The organism is Sedimenticola hydrogenitrophicus (assembly GCF_029017505.1).
Lineage (GTDB): Bacteria > Pseudomonadota > Gammaproteobacteria > Chromatiales > Chromatiaceae > Sedimenticola > Sedimenticola hydrogenitrophicus_A.
The window spans coordinates 130994-147262 of the sequence record NZ_JAQGEI010000004.1; the positions used below are offsets into that span (position 1 = coordinate 130994).

A 16269-nucleotide genomic window follows, 5' to 3' on the forward strand; every position below is an offset into this window, starting at 1 on the left:
TTCTGTACTACGCATTACACCCAACATATGTCTCACCAGGAGAACTAAATGGCCATTTCATCACCAGGACTGGGTTCAGGGCTTGACGTTTCAGGCATTGTCTCCCAGTTGATGGCGATTGAGCGGCAGCCTCTCACACGGCTCAATCAGAAAGAGGCCCAGGCCCAAGCCCAGATCTCGGCCTACGGCAACCTGAAGGGGGGGCTCTCTTCCCTGCAGGACGCGATGACCAAACTGATGGACGCGGCGACCTTTCAGGCGACCAAGGCCAACTCCTCCGATAGTGCCGTGTTAACCGCCTCTTCCGATTCCGATGCGGTTACCTCCTCCTATAGCGTTACCATCAACCGACTGGCACAGCAACATAAACTGGGCTCGTCGGAATTTGCCGATTTGGCAACCTTTGGCGGCGCGGCGGGAGATGCATTGACCCTGACCGTCGGCGCGGAGAGCTTTACCCTGGATCTCTCCACTGCCATGACGCTGAGTGAGATTCAGGCAGCAATCAATGTGGAAGCCAATGAGACCGGCGTGACGGCTGGCCTGATTACCGGCGACAGCGGCAACCAGACCCTGGTTTTGACTTCTGGATCAAGTGGTCATGATAACCGGGTCCAGCTCTCATTCGGGGGTGCGCTGGATGCGAATACCTTCAGCTTTTCGATGCTGAACAGGGATGAAAATGACCAGTTGCTGGCGGCGGAGAGTGAGCTGGACGCGTCGCTGAATGTGGATGGTGTTGCGGTCACCCGCGGCAGTAATCGCATCACGGATGTTATCGAGGGGCTGACACTAAACTTGAAGGAAGTGGGACAGGCGGGGGTCTCTATTGCCCAGGATACAGCAACCGCCAAATCGGCTATGGAGGGGCTGGTGAAGGCTTACAACAACGTTCGTGGCCAACTCACCTCATTAAAGTCTGCAGGTACCAGTGCGAGCGTATTGCGCAATATTGAGGCGCAGCTGCGCAGCATGCTCAATACCGAGGCGACCGGTCTGGGCAGCTACTCCTATATCTCCCAGTTGGGCGTGACCACCAACTCGGATACCGGCAAGTTGGAGTTTGACAGTGAGATGTTCATTACCGCTATGGAGGACACGCCTGACAGCGTGGCCGGTTTCTTCAGTGATGAAACGAGTGGTTTCGCGGTAAGGTTTGATGGTCTGCTGGAAGGATTTGTGAAATCTGACGGTACCATCGACAGCATCATCGAGGGCAGTAACAATCAAGTGGACAGAATTGAGCGGAGTCGTGAGTCGCTGCAGCGGCGCCTGGAAGTCGTCGAAGCGCGTTATCTGCGGGAATTTGGCGTTCTGGATGGCTTGATTGCCAGTATGAGCACCACCAGTGATTATCTGACGAGCCAATTGGATATGCTCTCCAACTTGGCTGGTGGGAATAAGAAATAATTACACCTTTGAATATCCGGTTCGGCAGTGGTCTGAATCAATCGGGAGTACCCAATGGTAAAATCAAGAATGAAAAGTGCCTTGTCTCAGTACAAGAGCGTCAGCGTCAAGTCCGGAGTCGAGGACGCCACACCTCACCGTCTGGTGCAGATGCTGATGGAGGGCGCACTGGACAAGATCGCCTCCGCCAAGGGACATATGCTGAGAAACGAGCCGGCCGACAAGGGGCGCTTCATCAGTTGGGCCATCTCCATCATCAGCGGTCTGCAGAGCAGTCTGGATATGGAGGCCGGTGGCGAGCTGTCGCGGAATCTGGATGACCTGTACGACTACATGGTGCGTCGGTTGGCGGAGGCCGGAGCCAAGAATGAAGCGGCCATTCTGGATGAGGTGTCGTCACTGCTGCTGGAGGTGAAATCCGCCTGGGATGTGATCCCGTCACAACTGGATTCGGAGAACCGCCAGTCGGCGGTTTGAGAAACTCCGATGCTCGGTCAAATAATCACGCTCTCTGAACAGATGCTGTTGCTGGCCCGCCAGGGTGAGTGGGAACGTCTCAATGAGCGGCAGGCTGAGCGCCAGCAGATAATTGGGCAGGCGTTTCCGCTGGACCTGGGGGCTATGGCTGCGGGGCCTGGGGCTGCGGACGATGCCGCCCGGCAGATCCGGGTGATTCTGGATCTGGACAGGCAGCTCATGCGGTTGGCCCGGGCGCAGCAGCAGGAGATAGGCCAAACCCTCGGCAAGCTGAACCAGGGACGGGTAGCCACCAGGGCCTACCAGGATACCTCGCGGGGATAAATCCACCATCAATAGGGCGCCGCCGACGGCGCGCCGTACGCCTACGACAGCGTACGGAATACCAGCCAGGCGGTGATGTAGGGGCAGGCCCCTGTGCCTGCCCGGGCCGATCGGTGGCGCGTCGATCCGAGCAGGCACGGGGGGTTGCCCCTACGCCCGTCGCGGCATTGTCCGGCCATCCAGAATTCCGAATGGCCAGTTCCGTAGGGTGGGTTAGCGGCGCACGAGCACGCTACTTCCAGGCCGCGACAAAGCGGACGCCGTGTAACCCACCGATTTCTCGACCGCTCAACACCATTCCATGAAGTCACGGATTCAGGATAGTGTCTGTTACTCGCACCTGGCTCGGATTGCGTGAATATACAAGAAATTATATATTCATATGCAGTGGAATTTTGATAAAGGAAGGTTGCCCATGCGCCCCTCACACGCACTTGATCTCAAGCGAACCGCGGTGCGCGAAGCGGTAAGCCGCTTTCGCACGGCGAACCCGCGCGTCTTCGGCTCGGTGCTGCATGGCACCGACCAGGATGGTAGCGACATTGATTTACTGGTCGATGCGCTGCCTGGTGCCACATTATTGGACTTGGGCGATTTACAGGACGAACTGGAATCGCTACTCGGCGTTCATGTTGATTTATTGACGCCCGGCGACCTGCCGCCGAAGTTTCGGGCCAAGGTGCTCGCGGAAGCGCGGCCGGTATGAGTGAGAACCGCCTACCTGACTACCTCGACCACATACAGCAGGCCGCTGCCGATGCACGCAACTTTGTGGAGGGACTGGCCAAAGATGACTTCCTGGAGGATAAGCGCACCCAGCAAGCCGTCATCATGAGCCTCATCATCATCGGTGAGGCCGCCACGAAGGTGATGGACGGCTACGCCGAGTTCACCCAGGCGCACACGGAAGTGCCGTGGCGCAGCATGCGCAATATGCGCAATCGTATGGCCCACGGCTATTTCGACATCAACCTCGATGTGGTGTGGGAGACGGTACAAGAATGGCTACCGGAGTTGCTCAGGCAACTGCCTGCCGTGCGCCAATACGCCGACGATGAAGACTGTCATGATTAAGGGATGAAGCCATGACTGACGAGCCCTAAACACCAATCCAATCCAACTCCTGTGTATCCGGTGGTCAGGATGGGATAACCATCTCCAGCACGAATTTGCTGCCGAAATAGGCCAGCATCAGCACCACGAATCCCGCCAGTGTCCAACTCAGCGCCTTCGGGCCGCGCCAGCCGGAGCGGTGGCGTCCCCACAACAGCATACCGAATACCAGCCAGGCGGTGATGGAGAGTATGGTCTTGTGGACCAGGTGTTGCGCGAACAGGTCATCCAGGAAGACGAATCCACTCAGCAGTGCCACGGTGAGCAGGATGAAGCCGAGCCCGATCATCTCGAACAGCAGCGCTTCCATGGTCTGTAGTGGCGGCAAGGCGCGGATGAACCCCCCGGGGTGGCGGTGCCGCAGATGATAGTCCTGGACCGCTAGCAGGATGGCCTGGACGCTGGCCATGGCCAGCAGGCTGTAGGCCAGCAGGGAGATCAGTACATGGATGCGCAGTGCCCAGGGTGAATCGGCTGCCAGGATATGGTCCGCGGGAAAGTGCATGTCCAGGGCGATGGTCAGGGCCGCCAGCGGCAGCAGGGTGATTCCGAGATTCTCGACCGGCTTGGTCAGCGCCGACAGCATCAGCAGCAGGATGATGGTCCAGGCGATCAGGGAAGCGGCACCGAAGAAATTGAAATTCAGCCCGCCTTCGCTGTCCATGCCCTGGTACAGCAGGAGCGCGTGCAGGGCGGCACCCACCATGCCCATGGCGATCCCAAGATAGCGGGGGAGGGTTTTCCCCGTCCGATCCGAGAACAGCCGGATGGCGATAATGGTCCCGCTGGCGAGATAGCCGGCAATGGCGAGGAAAGCAACGAGAGTCTGGTTCATATGGGGCGTGATAATCGCATATCTACCATTGTTGTGACCAGCCCGGGTTGTAGGGGCGGCTTCAGTTTTGTGGGTGGGTTAGGCGCACCCTGCGCAGGGGGTGGGCGTTTGTATCCCATCGTGCGCGTGCCGTAACCCGCCGTTTGGCGGTCGGGGGATCGGTGGGTTACGCGGCGCCGGCTGTTTCCATATATAATACGGCAAATTCATGGCGAGAGGCTGAGTTAAAGCATGTTTGACAATCTGACAGACCGGCTGGGTGGCGTACTGAACAAGCTGCGCGGTCAGGGGCGACTGACCGAGGACAATATCAAGGAGACCCTGCGCGAGATCCGCATGGCGCTGCTGGAGGCGGACGTCGCGTTGCCGGTGGTTCGGGGATTTGTCGAGCAGGTGAAACAGCAGGCACTGGGCGAAGAGGTGATGAGGAGCCTCACCCCCGGTCAGGTACTGATCAAGATCGTCAATGACGAACTGGTCCGGATCATGGGCGAGGCCAATGAGGGGCTGAATCTGGCGGCGCAACCGCCGGCGGTGATCCTGATGGCCGGCCTGCAGGGCTCCGGTAAGACCACCAGCGTGGCCAAGCTGGCGCGCTGGCTGAAACAGAGCCAGAAGAAATCGGTCATGGTGGTCAGCTGTGACATCTATCGACCCGCCGCCATCGACCAGCTCAAGACCCTGTCCGCCGAAGTGGAGGCGGAATTTTTCCCCAGCACCACCCTGCAGCAGCCTCTGGCCATTGCCCGGGCGGCGCTGGATCGGGCGCGCAAGCAGTTCATCGATGTGCTGATTGTCGATACCGCCGGCCGCCTGCATGTGGACGCGGCCATGATGGACGAGATCCGGGAGCTGCATGCCGGGATAACCCCGGTCGAAACCCTGTTCGTGGTTGACAGCATGACCGGCCAGGATGCCGCCAACACCGCCAAGGCGTTCGATGATGCCCTGCCGCTGACCGGCGTGATCCTCACCAAGACCGATGGCGATGCCCGGGGGGGGGCGGCGCTCTCCATCCGCCAGATCACCGGCAAACCGATCAAGTTCCTCGGCGTGGGCGAGAAGACGACGGCCCTCGAACCGTTCCATCCGGAACGGATGGCGTCGCGGATTCTGGGTATGGGCGATGTGCTCTCCCTGGTGGAGCAGGTCCAGGGCAAGGTGGACCAGGCCAAGGCCGAGAAGCTGGCCAAGAAACTGCATAAAGGGCAGGGCTTCGACCTGGAGGATTTCCGCGACCAGATGGAGCAGATGTCCAATATGGGCGGGCTGAACTCCCTGATGGACAAGCTTCCCGGGATGGGCAACGTACCGGAGCATGTCAAAAAGCAGGTCAATGACAAGGAGATCACCCGTTCGATCGCCATTATCAACTCCATGACACCGCAGGAGCGGCGCTTCCCGAACCTGATCAAGGGCTCCAGAAAGCGCCGGATCGCCCTGGGATCGGGGACCCAGGTACAGGAAGTGAATAAAATGCTCAAGCAGTATGCCCAGATGCAGAAGATGATGAAGAAGATGAAGGGGGGGGGCATGGCCAAGATGATGCGTGGCCTGAAGTCCAAGCTGGGTCCCGGTGGGATGCCCCCCGGGGGCGGTTTTCCCTTCTGAGCCCGTCGTCTTGTGGTGGATGCGCTGTCGCTTATCCACCCTACGGTTCTGTCCGGTGCTTGGCGGGTAATTGATCGGGACGCCGTTTCGTGGCGTGGATAAGCCGGTAGGCGCATCCACCAATGCGGGGTTCCGAATTGAGATGACAAAACACTTCACTTTTCCCCGGAAACGGGTAGAATGCCCCGTTTCACTCCGGCCGGTTTGGTTGGCCGGTGGTGCGTGGCAGTTTTTTTAAATTCTTAAGGGTTGGAAATGGTAACAATTCGTCTTGCACGGACCGGCGCGAAAAAGCGGCCGTTCTATCACATCGTAGTGGCCGACAGCAGAAACCCCCGCGATGGAAAGTACATCGAGCGACTGGGTTTCTTCAATCCTATTGCGACCGGCGGTGAAGAGCGTCTGCGCCTGGATCAGGCGCGCATCAGCCACTGGGTGTCCCAGGGTGCGCAGCCGACCGACCGCGTTGCACAGCTGGTCAAGGAAGCATCCAAGGCTGCAGCCTGATTGGCCGGGAGACTGGCTGGGAGCCCCCTGGGTGTTGCCAGTAGCTGAACAGATCTGTTGCCGGGTGGCTTGAGATGAGCGTCGCGGTGGGAGAGCAGCCAGCTGATTGGACCATCCTGGGACAGGTTTCCGGGCTGTTCGGTGTGCGTGGATGGATAAAGGTTTATTCACACACGGCTCCGAAAGAGAATATCCTCAACCACCCCTCCTGGTATTTATATCGGGACGGGCAGTGGCGGGAATATAAGCTGAAGCAGGGCAAGACCCATGGAAAGGGGATAGTCGCCGCCCTGGAAGGTGTGGACGATCGGGATCAGGCGGCAGCGCTGAATGGCGCCGAAATTGCCATACCGCGCGACCAGCTGCCGGCGATTCCGGCGGATGAGTACTACTGGTGTGACCTCGAGGGGAAAAGGGTCGTTACCCTGGAAGGAATCGAGCTTGGACGGGTGGATCACCTGTTCGAGACGGGGGCGAACGATGTCATGGTGGTCGAGGGCGACCGCCGGCACCTGCTGCCGTTTATTGCACAGGTGATCAAAGAGGTCGATCTGGATGGTGATCTGATCACCGTCGATTGGGACCCGGATTTTTGAGGTGACCATGCGCTTTGACGTGGTGACCCTGTTCCCTGAGATGTTCAGGGCCATGATCGGCGAGGGAGTGACCGGTCGTGCAGTGGACCGTGGGCAGGTCAGCCTGGGGTTGTGGAATCCGCGGGATTACACCCACGATGTGCACCGTACAGTGGATGACAGACCCTACGGGGGCGGTCCCGGTATGGTAATGAAAATTGAGCCGCTGCGTGATGCGATCGCCCAGGCCCGGAGTGTTGCTCCGGATTCGGCGGTAGCCTATCTCTCGCCGCAGGGACAGCGATTCGACCAGGCCACGGCGGGCCGGATGGCGCGGCGCGGCGGCATGATCCTGATTGCCGGACGCTATGAAGGGATTGATGAGCGGCTGATCAACCGCTATGTGGATGAAGAGTGGTCCATTGGCGATTATGTGCTCAGTGGCGGCGAATTGCCGGCTCTGGTGCTGATGGATGCCGTGATCCGGTTGCTGCCCGGGGTGCTCGGGGACAAGGATTCGGCCGAGCAGGACTCCTTCACAGATGGTCTGCTGGATTGCCCGCACTATACGCGGCCAGAGCTATTTGAAGGTGACCGTGTACCTGCGGTCCTGATGGGCGGCAATCATGAATTGATTCGTCGCTGGCGACTGCAGCAGTCATTGGGCAGGACCTGGCAAAGACGGCCAGACCTCCTGGAGGGACGTGTTCTCACCCGGGAAGAAGAGATTTTACTAAACGAGTTTATCCAGGCGCAAACGAGCGCTGATTGAAATACAGGAGCATACGACCGTGAGCAATATCATTCAGGAACTTGAAGCCGAGCAGATGAACCGCGAGGTTCCCGATTTTGGCGCCGGCGACACCGTAGTTGTTCAGGTGAAGGTTGTCGAAGGTACCCGCGAGCGTCTGCAGGCCTTTGAAGGCGTGGTGATCGCCAAGAAAAATCGCGGTTTGAACTCCTCTTTCACCGTGCGCAAACTCTCCCATGGTGAAGGGGTCGAGCGTGTCTTCCAGACCTACAGCCCCTCCGTGGCCGCGATCGAAGTCAAGCGTCGCGGTGATGTGCGTCGTGCGAAACTCTATTACCTGCGGGGCCGCACCGGTAAGGCGGCGCGTATCAGAGAGAAGATCTGATCCCTGCCTGATCTTGCCCTGTAGTGAAAACACCCCGCCCCGGCGGGGTGTTTTTTTTCAAGGATGGGCGTAGGGGAAACCCCCGGTGGTTGCCCGGGGGAAGGTTTGCCGCTGGGAGCGGGCAAGCGCAGGGGCCTGCCCTACGGTTGCCTCCCCAGGCAAAACCCTCCAAGATACCGCTGAAGAATCTCCACTGGAAAACAGGTAGAGCAGGTAATGGCGCTGACATTTTACTGGCATGATTACGAAACCTGGGGCGCCGATCCACGTAAGGATCGGGCGGCCCAGTTTGCCGGCATCCGTACCGACGCAGAGCTGAATATTATCGGTCAGCCCCTGGTCTGTTATTGCCGGCCGGCCGATGATCTGCTGCCGCAACCGGAGGCCTGCCTGATTACCGGCCTGACGCCGCAAAAGGCGCTGCGCGAGGGGGTGAACGAGGCGGAGTTCTTTCGCCTGATTCATCGAGAGATGGCGCAGCCCGGCACCTGTGGCGTGGGCTATAACAGCATCCGTTTTGACGATGAATTTACCCGCTTCGGATTCTTCCGCAACTTTATCGATCCCTACGCCCGTGAGTGGCAGAATGGAAATTCCCGCTGGGATATTATCGATATGGTGCGGCTGACCCACGCTCTGCGGCCGGAAGGTATTGTCTGGCCGAAGCGGGAGGATGGTATCACCAGCTTCCGGCTGGAGGAGTTGTCGGCGGCCAACGGCATCGCCCATGAAGCGGCGCACGACGCCTTGTCGGATGTCCATGCCACGATTGCCCTGGCCGGATTGATACGGCAGCGGCAACCCCGGCTGTTCGATTACCTGCTGGGCATGCGCAACAAACGCAAGGTGGCGGAGTTGCTCAACCTTCGCGACCGGCAACCGGTGTTGCATGTCTCCTCCATGTATCCGGCGGAGCGGGGGTGTATTGCCATGGTGGTGCCGCTGGCCCGGCATCCCGGTAATCCCAATGGTGTGATTGTCTATGATCTGGGACAGGATCCCGGGCCGCTGATCGGGCTGGCCGTGGAGGAGATTCAATCCCGCCTGTTTACCCCGAGAGATCAGCTGCCCGAGGGCATGGCGCGGATCGCGCTGAAGACCATTCATCTCAACAAGTGCCCGGTAGTGGTGCCGATGAATACCCTGACCGAGCAGGCGGCCCAGCGCTGGGGGATCGATCAGGCGCAGGGCTTGCGCCACCTTGATCGCCTGAACAGTGCGCCGGGTCTGGAGGAGAAGATCCAGTCGGTTCACGGGGGGCGGGAGTTCGCGCCGATTACGGATCCGGATCAGAGTCTCTACTCCGGGGATTTTTTCAGCGCGGATGATCGCAAGCGGATGGACCGGGTATTGACCGCTACCCCGGAGTCGCTGGCGGAGATGGCGCCGGTGTTTGATGATGCCCGCCTGCCGGAGATGCTGTTTCGCTATCGGGCGCGCAACTGGCCGGAGTCCCTGACCGTGGCCGAGCGTGAACGCTGGCAGGAGTATCGTATCGACCGCTTGACCGATCCGCAGGGTGGCGGCAGCATCACGTTGAGCGCGTTTCGCCAGCAACTGGCCAGGCTCATGATCGATCCGGCAATCGACAGCGGGCGCAAGCAGGTGCTTTCAGAGCTGGCGGATTGGCCAATGATGATCGGGCTGGATTGAATGACTAGCTCGTTGGGGTTCGCTCTGCTCACCCCAACTTACGGCCTGGATGAAGCCACCACCACAGTCAACCCCTGGTCCAGTTTGTAGGGTGGGTTAGGCGCGCCCTGCACAGGGGCTGGCTGTTCGCATTGCACCATGCGCGCGCCGTAACCCACCATTGGGCGGGTCGAGAAAACGGTGGGTTACGCGGCGCCCGCGTATTGTCGCGGTCTGGAAGTGGGGTGGCTGTGCGCCGCTAACCCACCCTACAGTGCTGCCCTGGTGTGATTGCCCGGCTCTCAATCCTTGGTCCAGTTGCTCAGGGCCTCGATGATCGCTTCCGCCTGGGCCTTGCTGGAGATGTTGAACTTGGATTTCGGGATATATTCACCGCTGCGCTTCTGGTAACGGCGGATGCTGTATTTGTCCGGGCTGTACTCATTTTTGGAACGGTTCCACTCCTGGTAGCGGAACATCACAGTTGACCAGGCCCCCTTGGAGAGGATCACCTTGTCCAGCTCTTTGACGACGTCTATACCGTCTTCTGAATAGTTAATCGTGAGTTCTTCAACGGTCGATGCCATATGGGTGAGTCCTGTTTTCAGGGCCAGTCAGGCCCGCGTATGATAACTGAAGATGGAGTGGCGGAAACTTAACAGAAGTAAGCTGCCGCGTCACGATCTGGCGACTGGTTTACCGGCTCATTATTGTGCGCCATTACGTTCCAGCATGCGGATAATATCCTCATCTCCCTGCTCCCTGGCGACAGCCAGCGGACGTTGGCCGGCATTGTTCGCCAGATTGACGTCGGCGCCATTCTGGATCAGGTTTTTTACCAGGACCCGGTGGCTGGCGGCAATGGCGCGCATCAACGGGGTCTGGCCCGCTTCATCCTGGTGGTTGATCCGTGCGCCCCTCTTGATCAGCAAGGGGATGATATCGCGGCTTGTGTTGCCGGCCCTGACTAGCAGGTCGAGTAACTGGTCGGGTTCCTGTTGGGCACCCTGCATGAAAAGATATTCGGCTATCTGCGTGCGGCCCGAGATAACAGCCCGCCCGAGAGCGCTGATTCCATTTTTATCCGGAAGATTGATATCGGCGCCATTTTCAACAAGCAGTTTGATGGCAATGTAGTTACCCTGGGTGGCGCTGACATGAAGGGGTGCTTCGCCGTTGATATTGAGCTGGTTGATATCACTGCCCCAGAGGATATGGCGCTCGATCTGATTGATGTCGCCACGCTCGACCGCCAGACTGAGCGGGATGCTTGGTTTGTCAGGCTCGCTGCACGCGGCCACAAAAAGCAATGCCGTTAATACGAAGAGGTTTAATCTGTTCATTTCTGCCTGATAGTCCGGTTCCCTGGTTCAAATAATAGCGCCATTACCAAGCCCATGATAAGGTACGCGCCCATGTTCCTGAAACTTCTTTTGACCGCATTGGTGATTGTTGGGGCACTCCTGACCCTGCGGCTGCGTAATCAACGCAAAATGCAGCACTACCGGTCACCGGCCCCGGTGCTCAATGCAACCATGGATGCCCGGCAGGGGCGACGGCGCATCACTCAACTCCTGGCGGCTGGGGCGGTGTTTCTGATGTTGGCGGGGGCGGGTCTCTATCTCTACCATCAGTGGAGCGATGCCTATCAGGTGGTCACCGTCCGGGTGATCGATACCCGTAGCGCCCGGGTGACCGCATACCAGGCCTATAAAGGCGATATCGATGGGCGCAGCTTCGTCACCACCGACGGCAGGGTGGTGACCCTGGCCGAGGTGGAACGATTGGAGACCGGTCCCGAATAACGGTGAGTAGCAGTTCGGTTGCGTCGTGTTGACCGACAGTCATAGGGCGCCCCGTGGGCGCCTTCGGCAGGCACGACCCGCGCTATGTCCTAGGCCGCGGAAAATTCCAGTAACGCGGTCAGCTCCCCTTTCTCCAGCGGGTTGTGGCTCTTCAGGGCCTGGCGACCGGCGGCTTCAATCTGCTCCCTTATCTTGATGACCAACTCCCTGGCCTCTGTGGCGCTGTTGACGGCGCCGCTGTTTCTGCTGGCAGCGATCTCCTGGTTGGCCAGTCGGCTCGCACTGCTGAGCTCCACCGTGTCGCCGGTCGGGCGTCTGGCGCCCGTACCCGCGGTGCTGTGCTGCTCACCCGTGGACCGTTTGCTGGTCGCGGTGCTGTTTCTGTCGTTGTTCTGCGGCAATAATTTGTCGTTTGAAATAGGGCTGACCACGATTACTCTCCAGATTCTGTCAATTAACTGACTCGGGACGTCGGTTGAACGCGTCTTGATTCCAGTTAAGCAAAACATGGGCCAGATTAACCCTGACTGGCGCTTGCCGGGGTCTTGCTGATCGGTTGCGCGATTGATTTTAGCGGTATTCCATGGGGCTTTTAAGTGACAAAAATGTTACAGTGCGCACTTTACTTTCGGGTGGCATGTCGCGTGTTCAATGGTGGATTCCCATGCCGAAATCTAAAGCAAATTCACACTGAGTTTTTATGGAACTTCAGAATATAAGTGAGCTTGAAAAAGCGACCAGTAAAGGCCGACAGGAGCTGTTTCGGATCGGTGTAGCCCTGCTCTTTATCGTGGGTATTATGCTGTTTACCGTCATGCGCGGGGGAATGGATACGCCGGGGCACGTGATGTTGCTGGTCGCCGCGGTGATCGGCGGCTACATGGCCATCAACATCGGCGCCAATGATGTGGCCAACAACGTGGGTCCCGCCGTCGGTTCAAAGGCCCTGACCCTGGGGGGGGCGATCATTATTGCCGCTGTGTTCGAGGCGTCCGGCGCCTTGATCGCCGGTGGCGATGTGGTCGGCACCATCAAAAGTGGAATTATCGATCCGTCCGCGATTGTCGGCACCGACACCTTCATCTGGCTGATGATGGCCGCGCTGCTTGCCGGTGCACTCTGGCTGAATATCGCAACAGCACTGGGTGCGCCGGTATCGACCACCCACTCCATTGTCGGCGGGGTGCTTGGCGCGGGTATTGCGGCCGGCGGCGTCGGTATCGCCAACTGGGACAAGATGGGGGCCATCGTCGCCAGCTGGGTCATCTCCCCGGTCATGGGGGGGGTGATCGCCGCCGCCTTTCTGTTGTTGATCAAGCGAACCATTACCTATCAGGCGGATATGATCGCGGCGGCCAAACGCATGGTGCCCTTGCTGGTAGGGCTCATGATCTGGGCGTTCACCACCTATATCGTCCTCAAGGGATTCAAGAAAATCTGGAAAGTGGAATTTGGTTCCGCCGTCCTGATCGGCCTGGCGACGGGTGTCGCGGTCTTCTATCTGGTCCGTCCCCTGATCTCCAGTGTGGCCGGCAGATTGCCCAACGAGAAGCAGAGCATCAACAAGCTGTTCACCCTGCCGCTGATTTTCGCCGCCGCCTTGCTGAGTTTTGCCCACGGGGCCAATGATGTGGCAAATGCCGTAGGCCCGCTGGCCGCGATCAATGATGCCATCGCCCATGGCGGTATTGCCCAAAAGGCCGCCATCCCGCTCTGGGTGATGATGGTGGGGGCGCTGGGTATCGCCGTGGGCCTCGCCCTGTATGGTCCGAAGCTGATCAAGACCGTGGGCAGTGAAATCACCGAACTGGACAAAATGCGGGCCTTCTGTATCGCCATGGCCGCGGCGGTGACGGTGATTTTGGCTACCCAGCTCGGGCTGCCGGTCAGCTCCACCCATATCGCCGTTGGTGGTATCTTCGGTGTGGGATTTCTGCGTGAATTCATCAAAACCAGCTATGCCAAGATGGTCGAGGAGATCAAACTGCATCATCAGGAGGATGATCCCGATGCGATCGAGGCCTACCTGATGGATTTCAAAAAGGCCTCCCTGACCCGCAAGGGTGAAATACTGGCGGAGTTGAAGGAGCGGGCGAAAACGCAACACGACGCACCCCTGACCAAGAAAGAGCGGAAAGGTCTGCGCAAGGTCTATCGGCATGAGCTGGTGAGGCGTTCAGCCCTGCTGAAGATCGCGGCCGCCTGGGTTATCACCGTACCGGTCTCCGGACTGATGGCGGCGCTGCTCTATTTCATGATTCGCGGGATGATGCTGCCCTGAGGGCTTGGTGCCGCTCCCTGCGGATCCACATCCCAGCTCCTGGGTGGGTTAGGCGCACCTGGCCCAGGGCATGATTGTTTGCATTGCACCGTGCGCGCCGTAACCCACCCAACGATTGCGGGTGATGCCGCGAGATCGCAGGTCGGATCAGCGTAATCCGACGAATAAGCTGGATGTCAGGTTTCCGGGCGGGATGGATATGGGGGTAAGTCGTCATCCTCAACGATCGCCAGTCGGCTGATATCCGGCAGTTCGGCGGCCTCCCTTTTTATCTGGCAATCTTCCAGGGTGCCGCTGTTGGCCGGGGCCAGTTCAAGGCCGTTGGTATCGATTCCGCGGGGCGCTGGCGGTGGGGTCTCGTCCAGTACGGCGCCCGGGTTGGCCAGGGATAACCCGCTGATATCGGGTAGCGGCGCGGGCGTTACGGCCGGGGCACAGTCAATCAGGCTACCGCTCCTGGGAGGAAGCAGGGTCATTTTCTCCTTGCTTTGCCGCTCCACCGGTGGGGCTGCAGCCGCGGCCGGCCGGGGGGCGTCGGCAACAGGATCCGCGGACTGGATCTCCACCAGTGCGCCGGCGTTTCTGAAGGCGACCCGGTATTTGATGGCGGTCTCCTGATCCACGCCACTCTTGACCTTCACCGAGCTTCCCGAGAAGAGGTATTCAAGCTGCTCGCTCCGGGTGTTGAAGATCCGCGCAAGCTCTTGCTTCACCGCCGCCGGGTCCGCCCCCTCCACGGTCTTGCCTGAAAAAAAGATGTCGTAGCATTGTACGGGCATATCGCTGTCTTCCTTCAGTCGGTCTGGATGGTGCTTGTCTGAAGGCAAGTATAACCGCAAGTGGAGGAGAAGATCTGTGCAGCGCTGTTGATGTTGAGCGCGTGCCGGCGTGGCCCTATTTTCAAACGCCTGCCGCTCCGGCCGGGGATATCAGTACTGCTGTTTCTCGATCACTTCGTAGCCGCTGCTCTCTTTCCAGCCCCAGGAGTAGGTGCGAAGATTGAGCAGCGCATTGGTCTCCGCGGCGGCCGGCGACTGGTTGCTGAAACCGCAGCCATAACTGGTGCGTTCCCTGCCGGTATTGGTGCGATAGCGGGTTTTGACAATGATCATCCAGCCATGTTGGTTACTGCTGTTGGATTGGGGGAACACATATTCATAACCTTTCGCGTGCAGTGCCTGCTTCGCCTTTTCCATGGCATGGCCAACAGAGGGTTCCCCGACAGCCCATTCTATGGCGAGGGAGTCTCCCAGCTTTTTGGCGATGACACAGGCACTGCCGCCGCTCTTTTGCGGACCGCCGGTTGCGTTGGATTGGCCGTTGGCCGTCAGGGCGATACAGAGCAAGGGCAACAACAGGCGGCAGGCGGTGCTCTTAACAGTCATTAAAGTCCGTATTGGTCAGGATGTCAGTGTCCAGACCGACTGTCGAGTGCCTCGATAGCTGCCTGGATGGATTGATCAACATAGTAATAGTACATATCGGGGGTCTGAATGCCGACCATTTTGGCGGTCAGCTCTTTACCGTCGGCATCCAGAAACAGCAGCGTCGGGGTGACCGAGGCCCGATAGTCGTAGGCCACGTTGTGGCTGTCTCTTGTCACCCCTTGGAAGTCAATCACGGTGGAGGCGCCATCGAGCAGCAGCTCGCGAATCAATAGGCGGTCGGCGTAATCGCCGCTGCGGATCATCGGGCCGATCACTTCGCGTTTGATCTGGATGCAGTAGCTGCATTCTTCTTGTGATACCAGCAGCAGTATCGCCTTCCGCGCTTTCCTGGCGGACTCACCATCAGCCTGCAGGTTGGCGGCGACCGTCACCGGGGCCAACGCGGCGTGCTCCCTCTCAGCATCGGCATGTAACGGCGCAATGAATAATAATACTGGAAAGAGTGCGGCCAGGTATTTCATAGTGGTGTCAGTTTTCTCTTCAGCTCGCTGAGTGCCCGGTACTGGTCAAGCGGAATGCCGGCCTGTTTGAAATTGAGGGCATCGGGATAGCCGCTTGCCCGACGTGCCTTGGACTCTGCCTCATTGACCCACTTTTCAGCCCAGAGTTTCAATGAATGCAGCAGCTCCGGGGATAGTCTCACCAACACCTGCTCCAGCAGTTGGTCGAATCCGTTCCGCGAAACAGACTGGTGTATTGCGGCCAGTGCGTTCCGGTCCCTGTTTTTCAGCGCCGGTTCAAGATTCTCGGCGTACTCGTTTAGCAGTGCCTGGCGTGTCTGTTCCGCATGGCCCTGGATGATGTTAACTATGTTGTTGAACGCACTGGTATATTTATCGGTTGCGGCATGTCGGATGATAAAACCCTCAAGAGCAATCAGCGCCGAGTGCTTGCGATTGGTATTGGCGCTGCCGCGACGGAGTTCGGCACAGAACCGCTCAATCTGGTGCGCCGAGACCTGAAGCGTGATGGGTTCGTCAGCGGACATGGGTTACCGATAGGGTTAACAGCGCGGAAAACGTTAGATCAAAATAAACTAAATTTCTGATTATAAGCAAGTTAATTTCGCGCGCCATTGGGGATAACCGTTAGCCAGTTACGGGTGATTAGCGTAC

General features: G+C 58.8%; 21 protein-coding genes. 13 read left to right on the top strand and 8 right to left on the bottom strand.

From position 1 onward, the window contains the following. Positions 1-48 precede the first annotated feature (48 nt). The 5 genes from fliD to O9K64_RS03945 all read left to right on the top strand — a co-directional run bounded on the left by fliD (position 49) and on the right by O9K64_RS03945 (position 3285). On the top strand, positions 49-1410 hold the full coding sequence (fliD, locus tag O9K64_RS03925; protein ID WP_275096779.1) for a flagellar filament capping protein FliD: 1362 nt from the start codon (positions 49-51) through the stop codon (positions 1408-1410). Positions 1411-1464: 54 nt separating this feature from the next. Continuing rightward, positions 1465-1887: a flagellar export chaperone FliS gene (gene fliS, locus O9K64_RS03930; RefSeq protein WP_275096780.1), complete on the top strand. Its 423-nt coding sequence runs from the start codon at positions 1465-1467 to the stop codon at positions 1885-1887. A gap of 9 nt (positions 1888-1896) precedes the next feature. After that, complete coding sequence (locus O9K64_RS03935) at positions 1897-2211, top strand: flagellar protein FliT (RefSeq protein WP_275096781.1); 315 nt, start codon at positions 1897-1899, stop codon at positions 2209-2211. Between the two features lie 415 nt (positions 2212-2626). Then, the gene (locus O9K64_RS03940) at positions 2627-2917 is read left to right on the top strand and encodes a nucleotidyltransferase family protein (protein WP_275096782.1); all 291 of its coding nucleotides are present in this window, start codon (positions 2627-2629) and stop codon (positions 2915-2917) included. Beyond that, on the top strand, positions 2914-3285 hold the full coding sequence (locus O9K64_RS03945) for a DUF86 domain-containing protein (RefSeq protein ID WP_275096783.1): 372 nt from the start codon (positions 2914-2916) through the stop codon (positions 3283-3285). The genes O9K64_RS03940 and O9K64_RS03945 overlap by 4 nt, the downstream gene beginning before the upstream one ends. A 64-nt stretch (positions 3286-3349) precedes the next feature. On the opposite strand, the gene O9K64_RS03950 is transcribed toward O9K64_RS03945, so the two are convergent. Further along, the gene (locus tag O9K64_RS03950) at positions 3350-4159 is read right to left on the bottom strand and encodes a cytochrome C assembly family protein (protein ID WP_275096784.1); all 810 of its coding nucleotides are present in this window, start codon (positions 4157-4159) and stop codon (positions 3350-3352) included. A gap of 231 nt (positions 4160-4390) precedes the next feature. Here O9K64_RS03950 and ffh point away from each other — a divergent pair, with 231 nt between their 5' ends. The 6 genes from ffh (at position 4391) to sbcB (ending at position 9641) form a co-directional block, all read left to right on the top strand. Further along, on the top strand, positions 4391-5770 hold the full coding sequence (gene ffh, locus O9K64_RS03955; RefSeq protein WP_275096785.1) for a signal recognition particle protein: 1380 nt from the start codon (positions 4391-4393) through the stop codon (positions 5768-5770). Between the two features lie 255 nt (positions 5771-6025). Further along, positions 6026-6277, top strand: coding sequence for a 30S ribosomal protein S16 (gene rpsP, locus O9K64_RS03960; RefSeq protein WP_029135081.1), 252 nt, complete (start codon positions 6026-6028; stop codon positions 6275-6277). Between the two features lie 74 nt (positions 6278-6351). After that, positions 6352-6873, top strand: coding sequence for a ribosome maturation factor RimM (gene rimM, locus O9K64_RS03965; RefSeq protein WP_275096786.1), 522 nt, complete (start codon positions 6352-6354; stop codon positions 6871-6873). A 7-nt stretch (positions 6874-6880) separates the two neighbouring features. After that, the gene (trmD, locus tag O9K64_RS03970; RefSeq protein WP_275096824.1) at positions 6881-7624 is read left to right on the top strand and encodes a tRNA (guanosine(37)-N1)-methyltransferase TrmD; all 744 of its coding nucleotides are present in this window, start codon (positions 6881-6883) and stop codon (positions 7622-7624) included. Between the two features lie 19 nt (positions 7625-7643). After that, on the top strand, positions 7644-7988 hold the full coding sequence (gene rplS, locus O9K64_RS03975; protein WP_275096787.1) for a 50S ribosomal protein L19: 345 nt from the start codon (positions 7644-7646) through the stop codon (positions 7986-7988). A gap of 216 nt (positions 7989-8204) precedes the next feature. Next, positions 8205-9641, top strand: coding sequence for an exodeoxyribonuclease I (gene sbcB / locus O9K64_RS03980; protein ID WP_275096788.1), 1437 nt, complete (start codon positions 8205-8207; stop codon positions 9639-9641). Positions 9642-9922: 281 nt separating this feature from the next. Here sbcB and O9K64_RS03985 read toward each other — a convergent pair whose 3' ends face one another. Continuing rightward, positions 9923-10207: a hypothetical protein gene (locus O9K64_RS03985; protein ID WP_275096789.1), complete on the bottom strand. Its 285-nt coding sequence runs from the start codon at positions 10205-10207 to the stop codon at positions 9923-9925. 120 nt (positions 10208-10327) lie between these two features. Beyond that, entirely contained in the window at positions 10328-10963 is a 636-nt protein-coding gene (locus O9K64_RS03990) for an ankyrin repeat domain-containing protein (RefSeq protein WP_275096790.1), read from the bottom strand. A 72-nt stretch (positions 10964-11035) separates the two neighbouring features. Here O9K64_RS03990 and O9K64_RS03995 point away from each other — a divergent pair, with 72 nt between their 5' ends. Next, positions 11036-11425 (top strand): antitermination protein NusG, encoded by a 390-nt coding sequence (locus tag O9K64_RS03995; RefSeq protein ID WP_275096791.1) that lies wholly within the window; start codon positions 11036-11038, stop codon positions 11423-11425. An 89-nt stretch (positions 11426-11514) separates the two neighbouring features. Here the strand turns inward: O9K64_RS03995 and O9K64_RS04000 are convergent, their stop codons facing one another. After that, positions 11515-11856 (bottom strand): hypothetical protein, encoded by a 342-nt coding sequence (locus tag O9K64_RS04000; RefSeq protein WP_275096792.1) that lies wholly within the window; start codon positions 11854-11856, stop codon positions 11515-11517. Between the two features lie 269 nt (positions 11857-12125). Here O9K64_RS04000 and O9K64_RS04005 point away from each other — a divergent pair, with 269 nt between their 5' ends. Next, positions 12126-13706, top strand: coding sequence for an inorganic phosphate transporter (locus tag O9K64_RS04005; RefSeq protein WP_275096793.1), 1581 nt, complete (start codon positions 12126-12128; stop codon positions 13704-13706). 176 nt (positions 13707-13882) lie between these two features. Here O9K64_RS04005 and O9K64_RS04010 read toward each other — a convergent pair whose 3' ends face one another. From O9K64_RS04010 to O9K64_RS04025, 4 genes are all read right to left on the bottom strand, one after another. Next, entirely contained in the window at positions 13883-14485 is a 603-nt protein-coding gene (locus tag O9K64_RS04010; RefSeq protein WP_275096794.1) for a hypothetical protein, read from the bottom strand. A 150-nt stretch (positions 14486-14635) separates the two neighbouring features. Then, on the bottom strand, positions 14636-15091 hold the full coding sequence (locus O9K64_RS04015; protein WP_275096795.1) for a hypothetical protein: 456 nt from the start codon (positions 15089-15091) through the stop codon (positions 14636-14638). Between the two features lie 23 nt (positions 15092-15114). After that, positions 15115-15615: a thioredoxin family protein gene (locus O9K64_RS04020; RefSeq protein WP_275096796.1), complete on the bottom strand. Its 501-nt coding sequence runs from the start codon at positions 15613-15615 to the stop codon at positions 15115-15117. Beyond that, the gene (locus tag O9K64_RS04025; protein ID WP_275096797.1) at positions 15612-16142 is read right to left on the bottom strand and encodes a hypothetical protein; all 531 of its coding nucleotides are present in this window, start codon (positions 16140-16142) and stop codon (positions 15612-15614) included. The genes O9K64_RS04020 and O9K64_RS04025 overlap by 4 nt, the downstream gene beginning before the upstream one ends. Between the last annotated feature and the right edge of the window lie 127 nt (positions 16143-16269).

Coding starts and splice junctions, on each gene's coding strand:
- fliS (WP_275096780.1), top strand. CDS start 1,465: ATGGTAAAATCAAGAATGAAAAGTGCCTTGTCTCAGTACAAGAGCGTC.
- O9K64_RS04010 (WP_275096794.1), bottom strand. CDS start 14,485: ATGCCCGTACAATGCTACGACATCTTTTTTTCAGGCAAGACCGTGGAG.
- O9K64_RS03935 (WP_275096781.1), top strand. CDS start 1,897: ATGCTCGGTCAAATAATCACGCTCTCTGAACAGATGCTGTTGCTGGCC.
- sbcB (WP_275096788.1), top strand. CDS start 8,205: ATGGCGCTGACATTTTACTGGCATGATTACGAAACCTGGGGCGCCGAT.
- O9K64_RS03995 (WP_275096791.1), top strand. CDS start 11,036: ATGTTCCTGAAACTTCTTTTGACCGCATTGGTGATTGTTGGGGCACTC.
- O9K64_RS04015 (WP_275096795.1), bottom strand. CDS start 15,091: ATGACTGTTAAGAGCACCGCCTGCCGCCTGTTGTTGCCCTTGCTCTGT.
- O9K64_RS04020 (WP_275096796.1), bottom strand. CDS start 15,615: ATGAAATACCTGGCCGCACTCTTTCCAGTATTATTATTCATTGCGCCG.
- rimM (WP_275096786.1), top strand. CDS start 6,352: ATGAGCGTCGCGGTGGGAGAGCAGCCAGCTGATTGGACCATCCTGGGA.
- O9K64_RS03985 (WP_275096789.1), bottom strand. CDS start 10,207: ATGGCATCGACCGTTGAAGAACTCACGATTAACTATTCAGAAGACGGT.
- O9K64_RS03945 (WP_275096783.1), top strand. CDS start 2,914: ATGAGTGAGAACCGCCTACCTGACTACCTCGACCACATACAGCAGGCC.
- trmD (WP_275096824.1), top strand. CDS start 6,881: ATGCGCTTTGACGTGGTGACCCTGTTCCCTGAGATGTTCAGGGCCATG.
- O9K64_RS04025 (WP_275096797.1), bottom strand. CDS start 16,142: ATGTCCGCTGACGAACCCATCACGCTTCAGGTCTCGGCGCACCAGATT.
- O9K64_RS03950 (WP_275096784.1), bottom strand. CDS start 4,159: ATGAACCAGACTCTCGTTGCTTTCCTCGCCATTGCCGGCTATCTCGCC.
- O9K64_RS03940 (WP_275096782.1), top strand. CDS start 2,627: ATGCGCCCCTCACACGCACTTGATCTCAAGCGAACCGCGGTGCGCGAA.
- fliD (WP_275096779.1), top strand. CDS start 49: ATGGCCATTTCATCACCAGGACTGGGTTCAGGGCTTGACGTTTCAGGC.
- ffh (WP_275096785.1), top strand. CDS start 4,391: ATGTTTGACAATCTGACAGACCGGCTGGGTGGCGTACTGAACAAGCTG.
- O9K64_RS04005 (WP_275096793.1), top strand. CDS start 12,126: ATGGAACTTCAGAATATAAGTGAGCTTGAAAAAGCGACCAGTAAAGGC.
- O9K64_RS03990 (WP_275096790.1), bottom strand. CDS start 10,963: ATGAACAGATTAAACCTCTTCGTATTAACGGCATTGCTTTTTGTGGCC.
- rpsP (WP_029135081.1), top strand. CDS start 6,026: ATGGTAACAATTCGTCTTGCACGGACCGGCGCGAAAAAGCGGCCGTTC.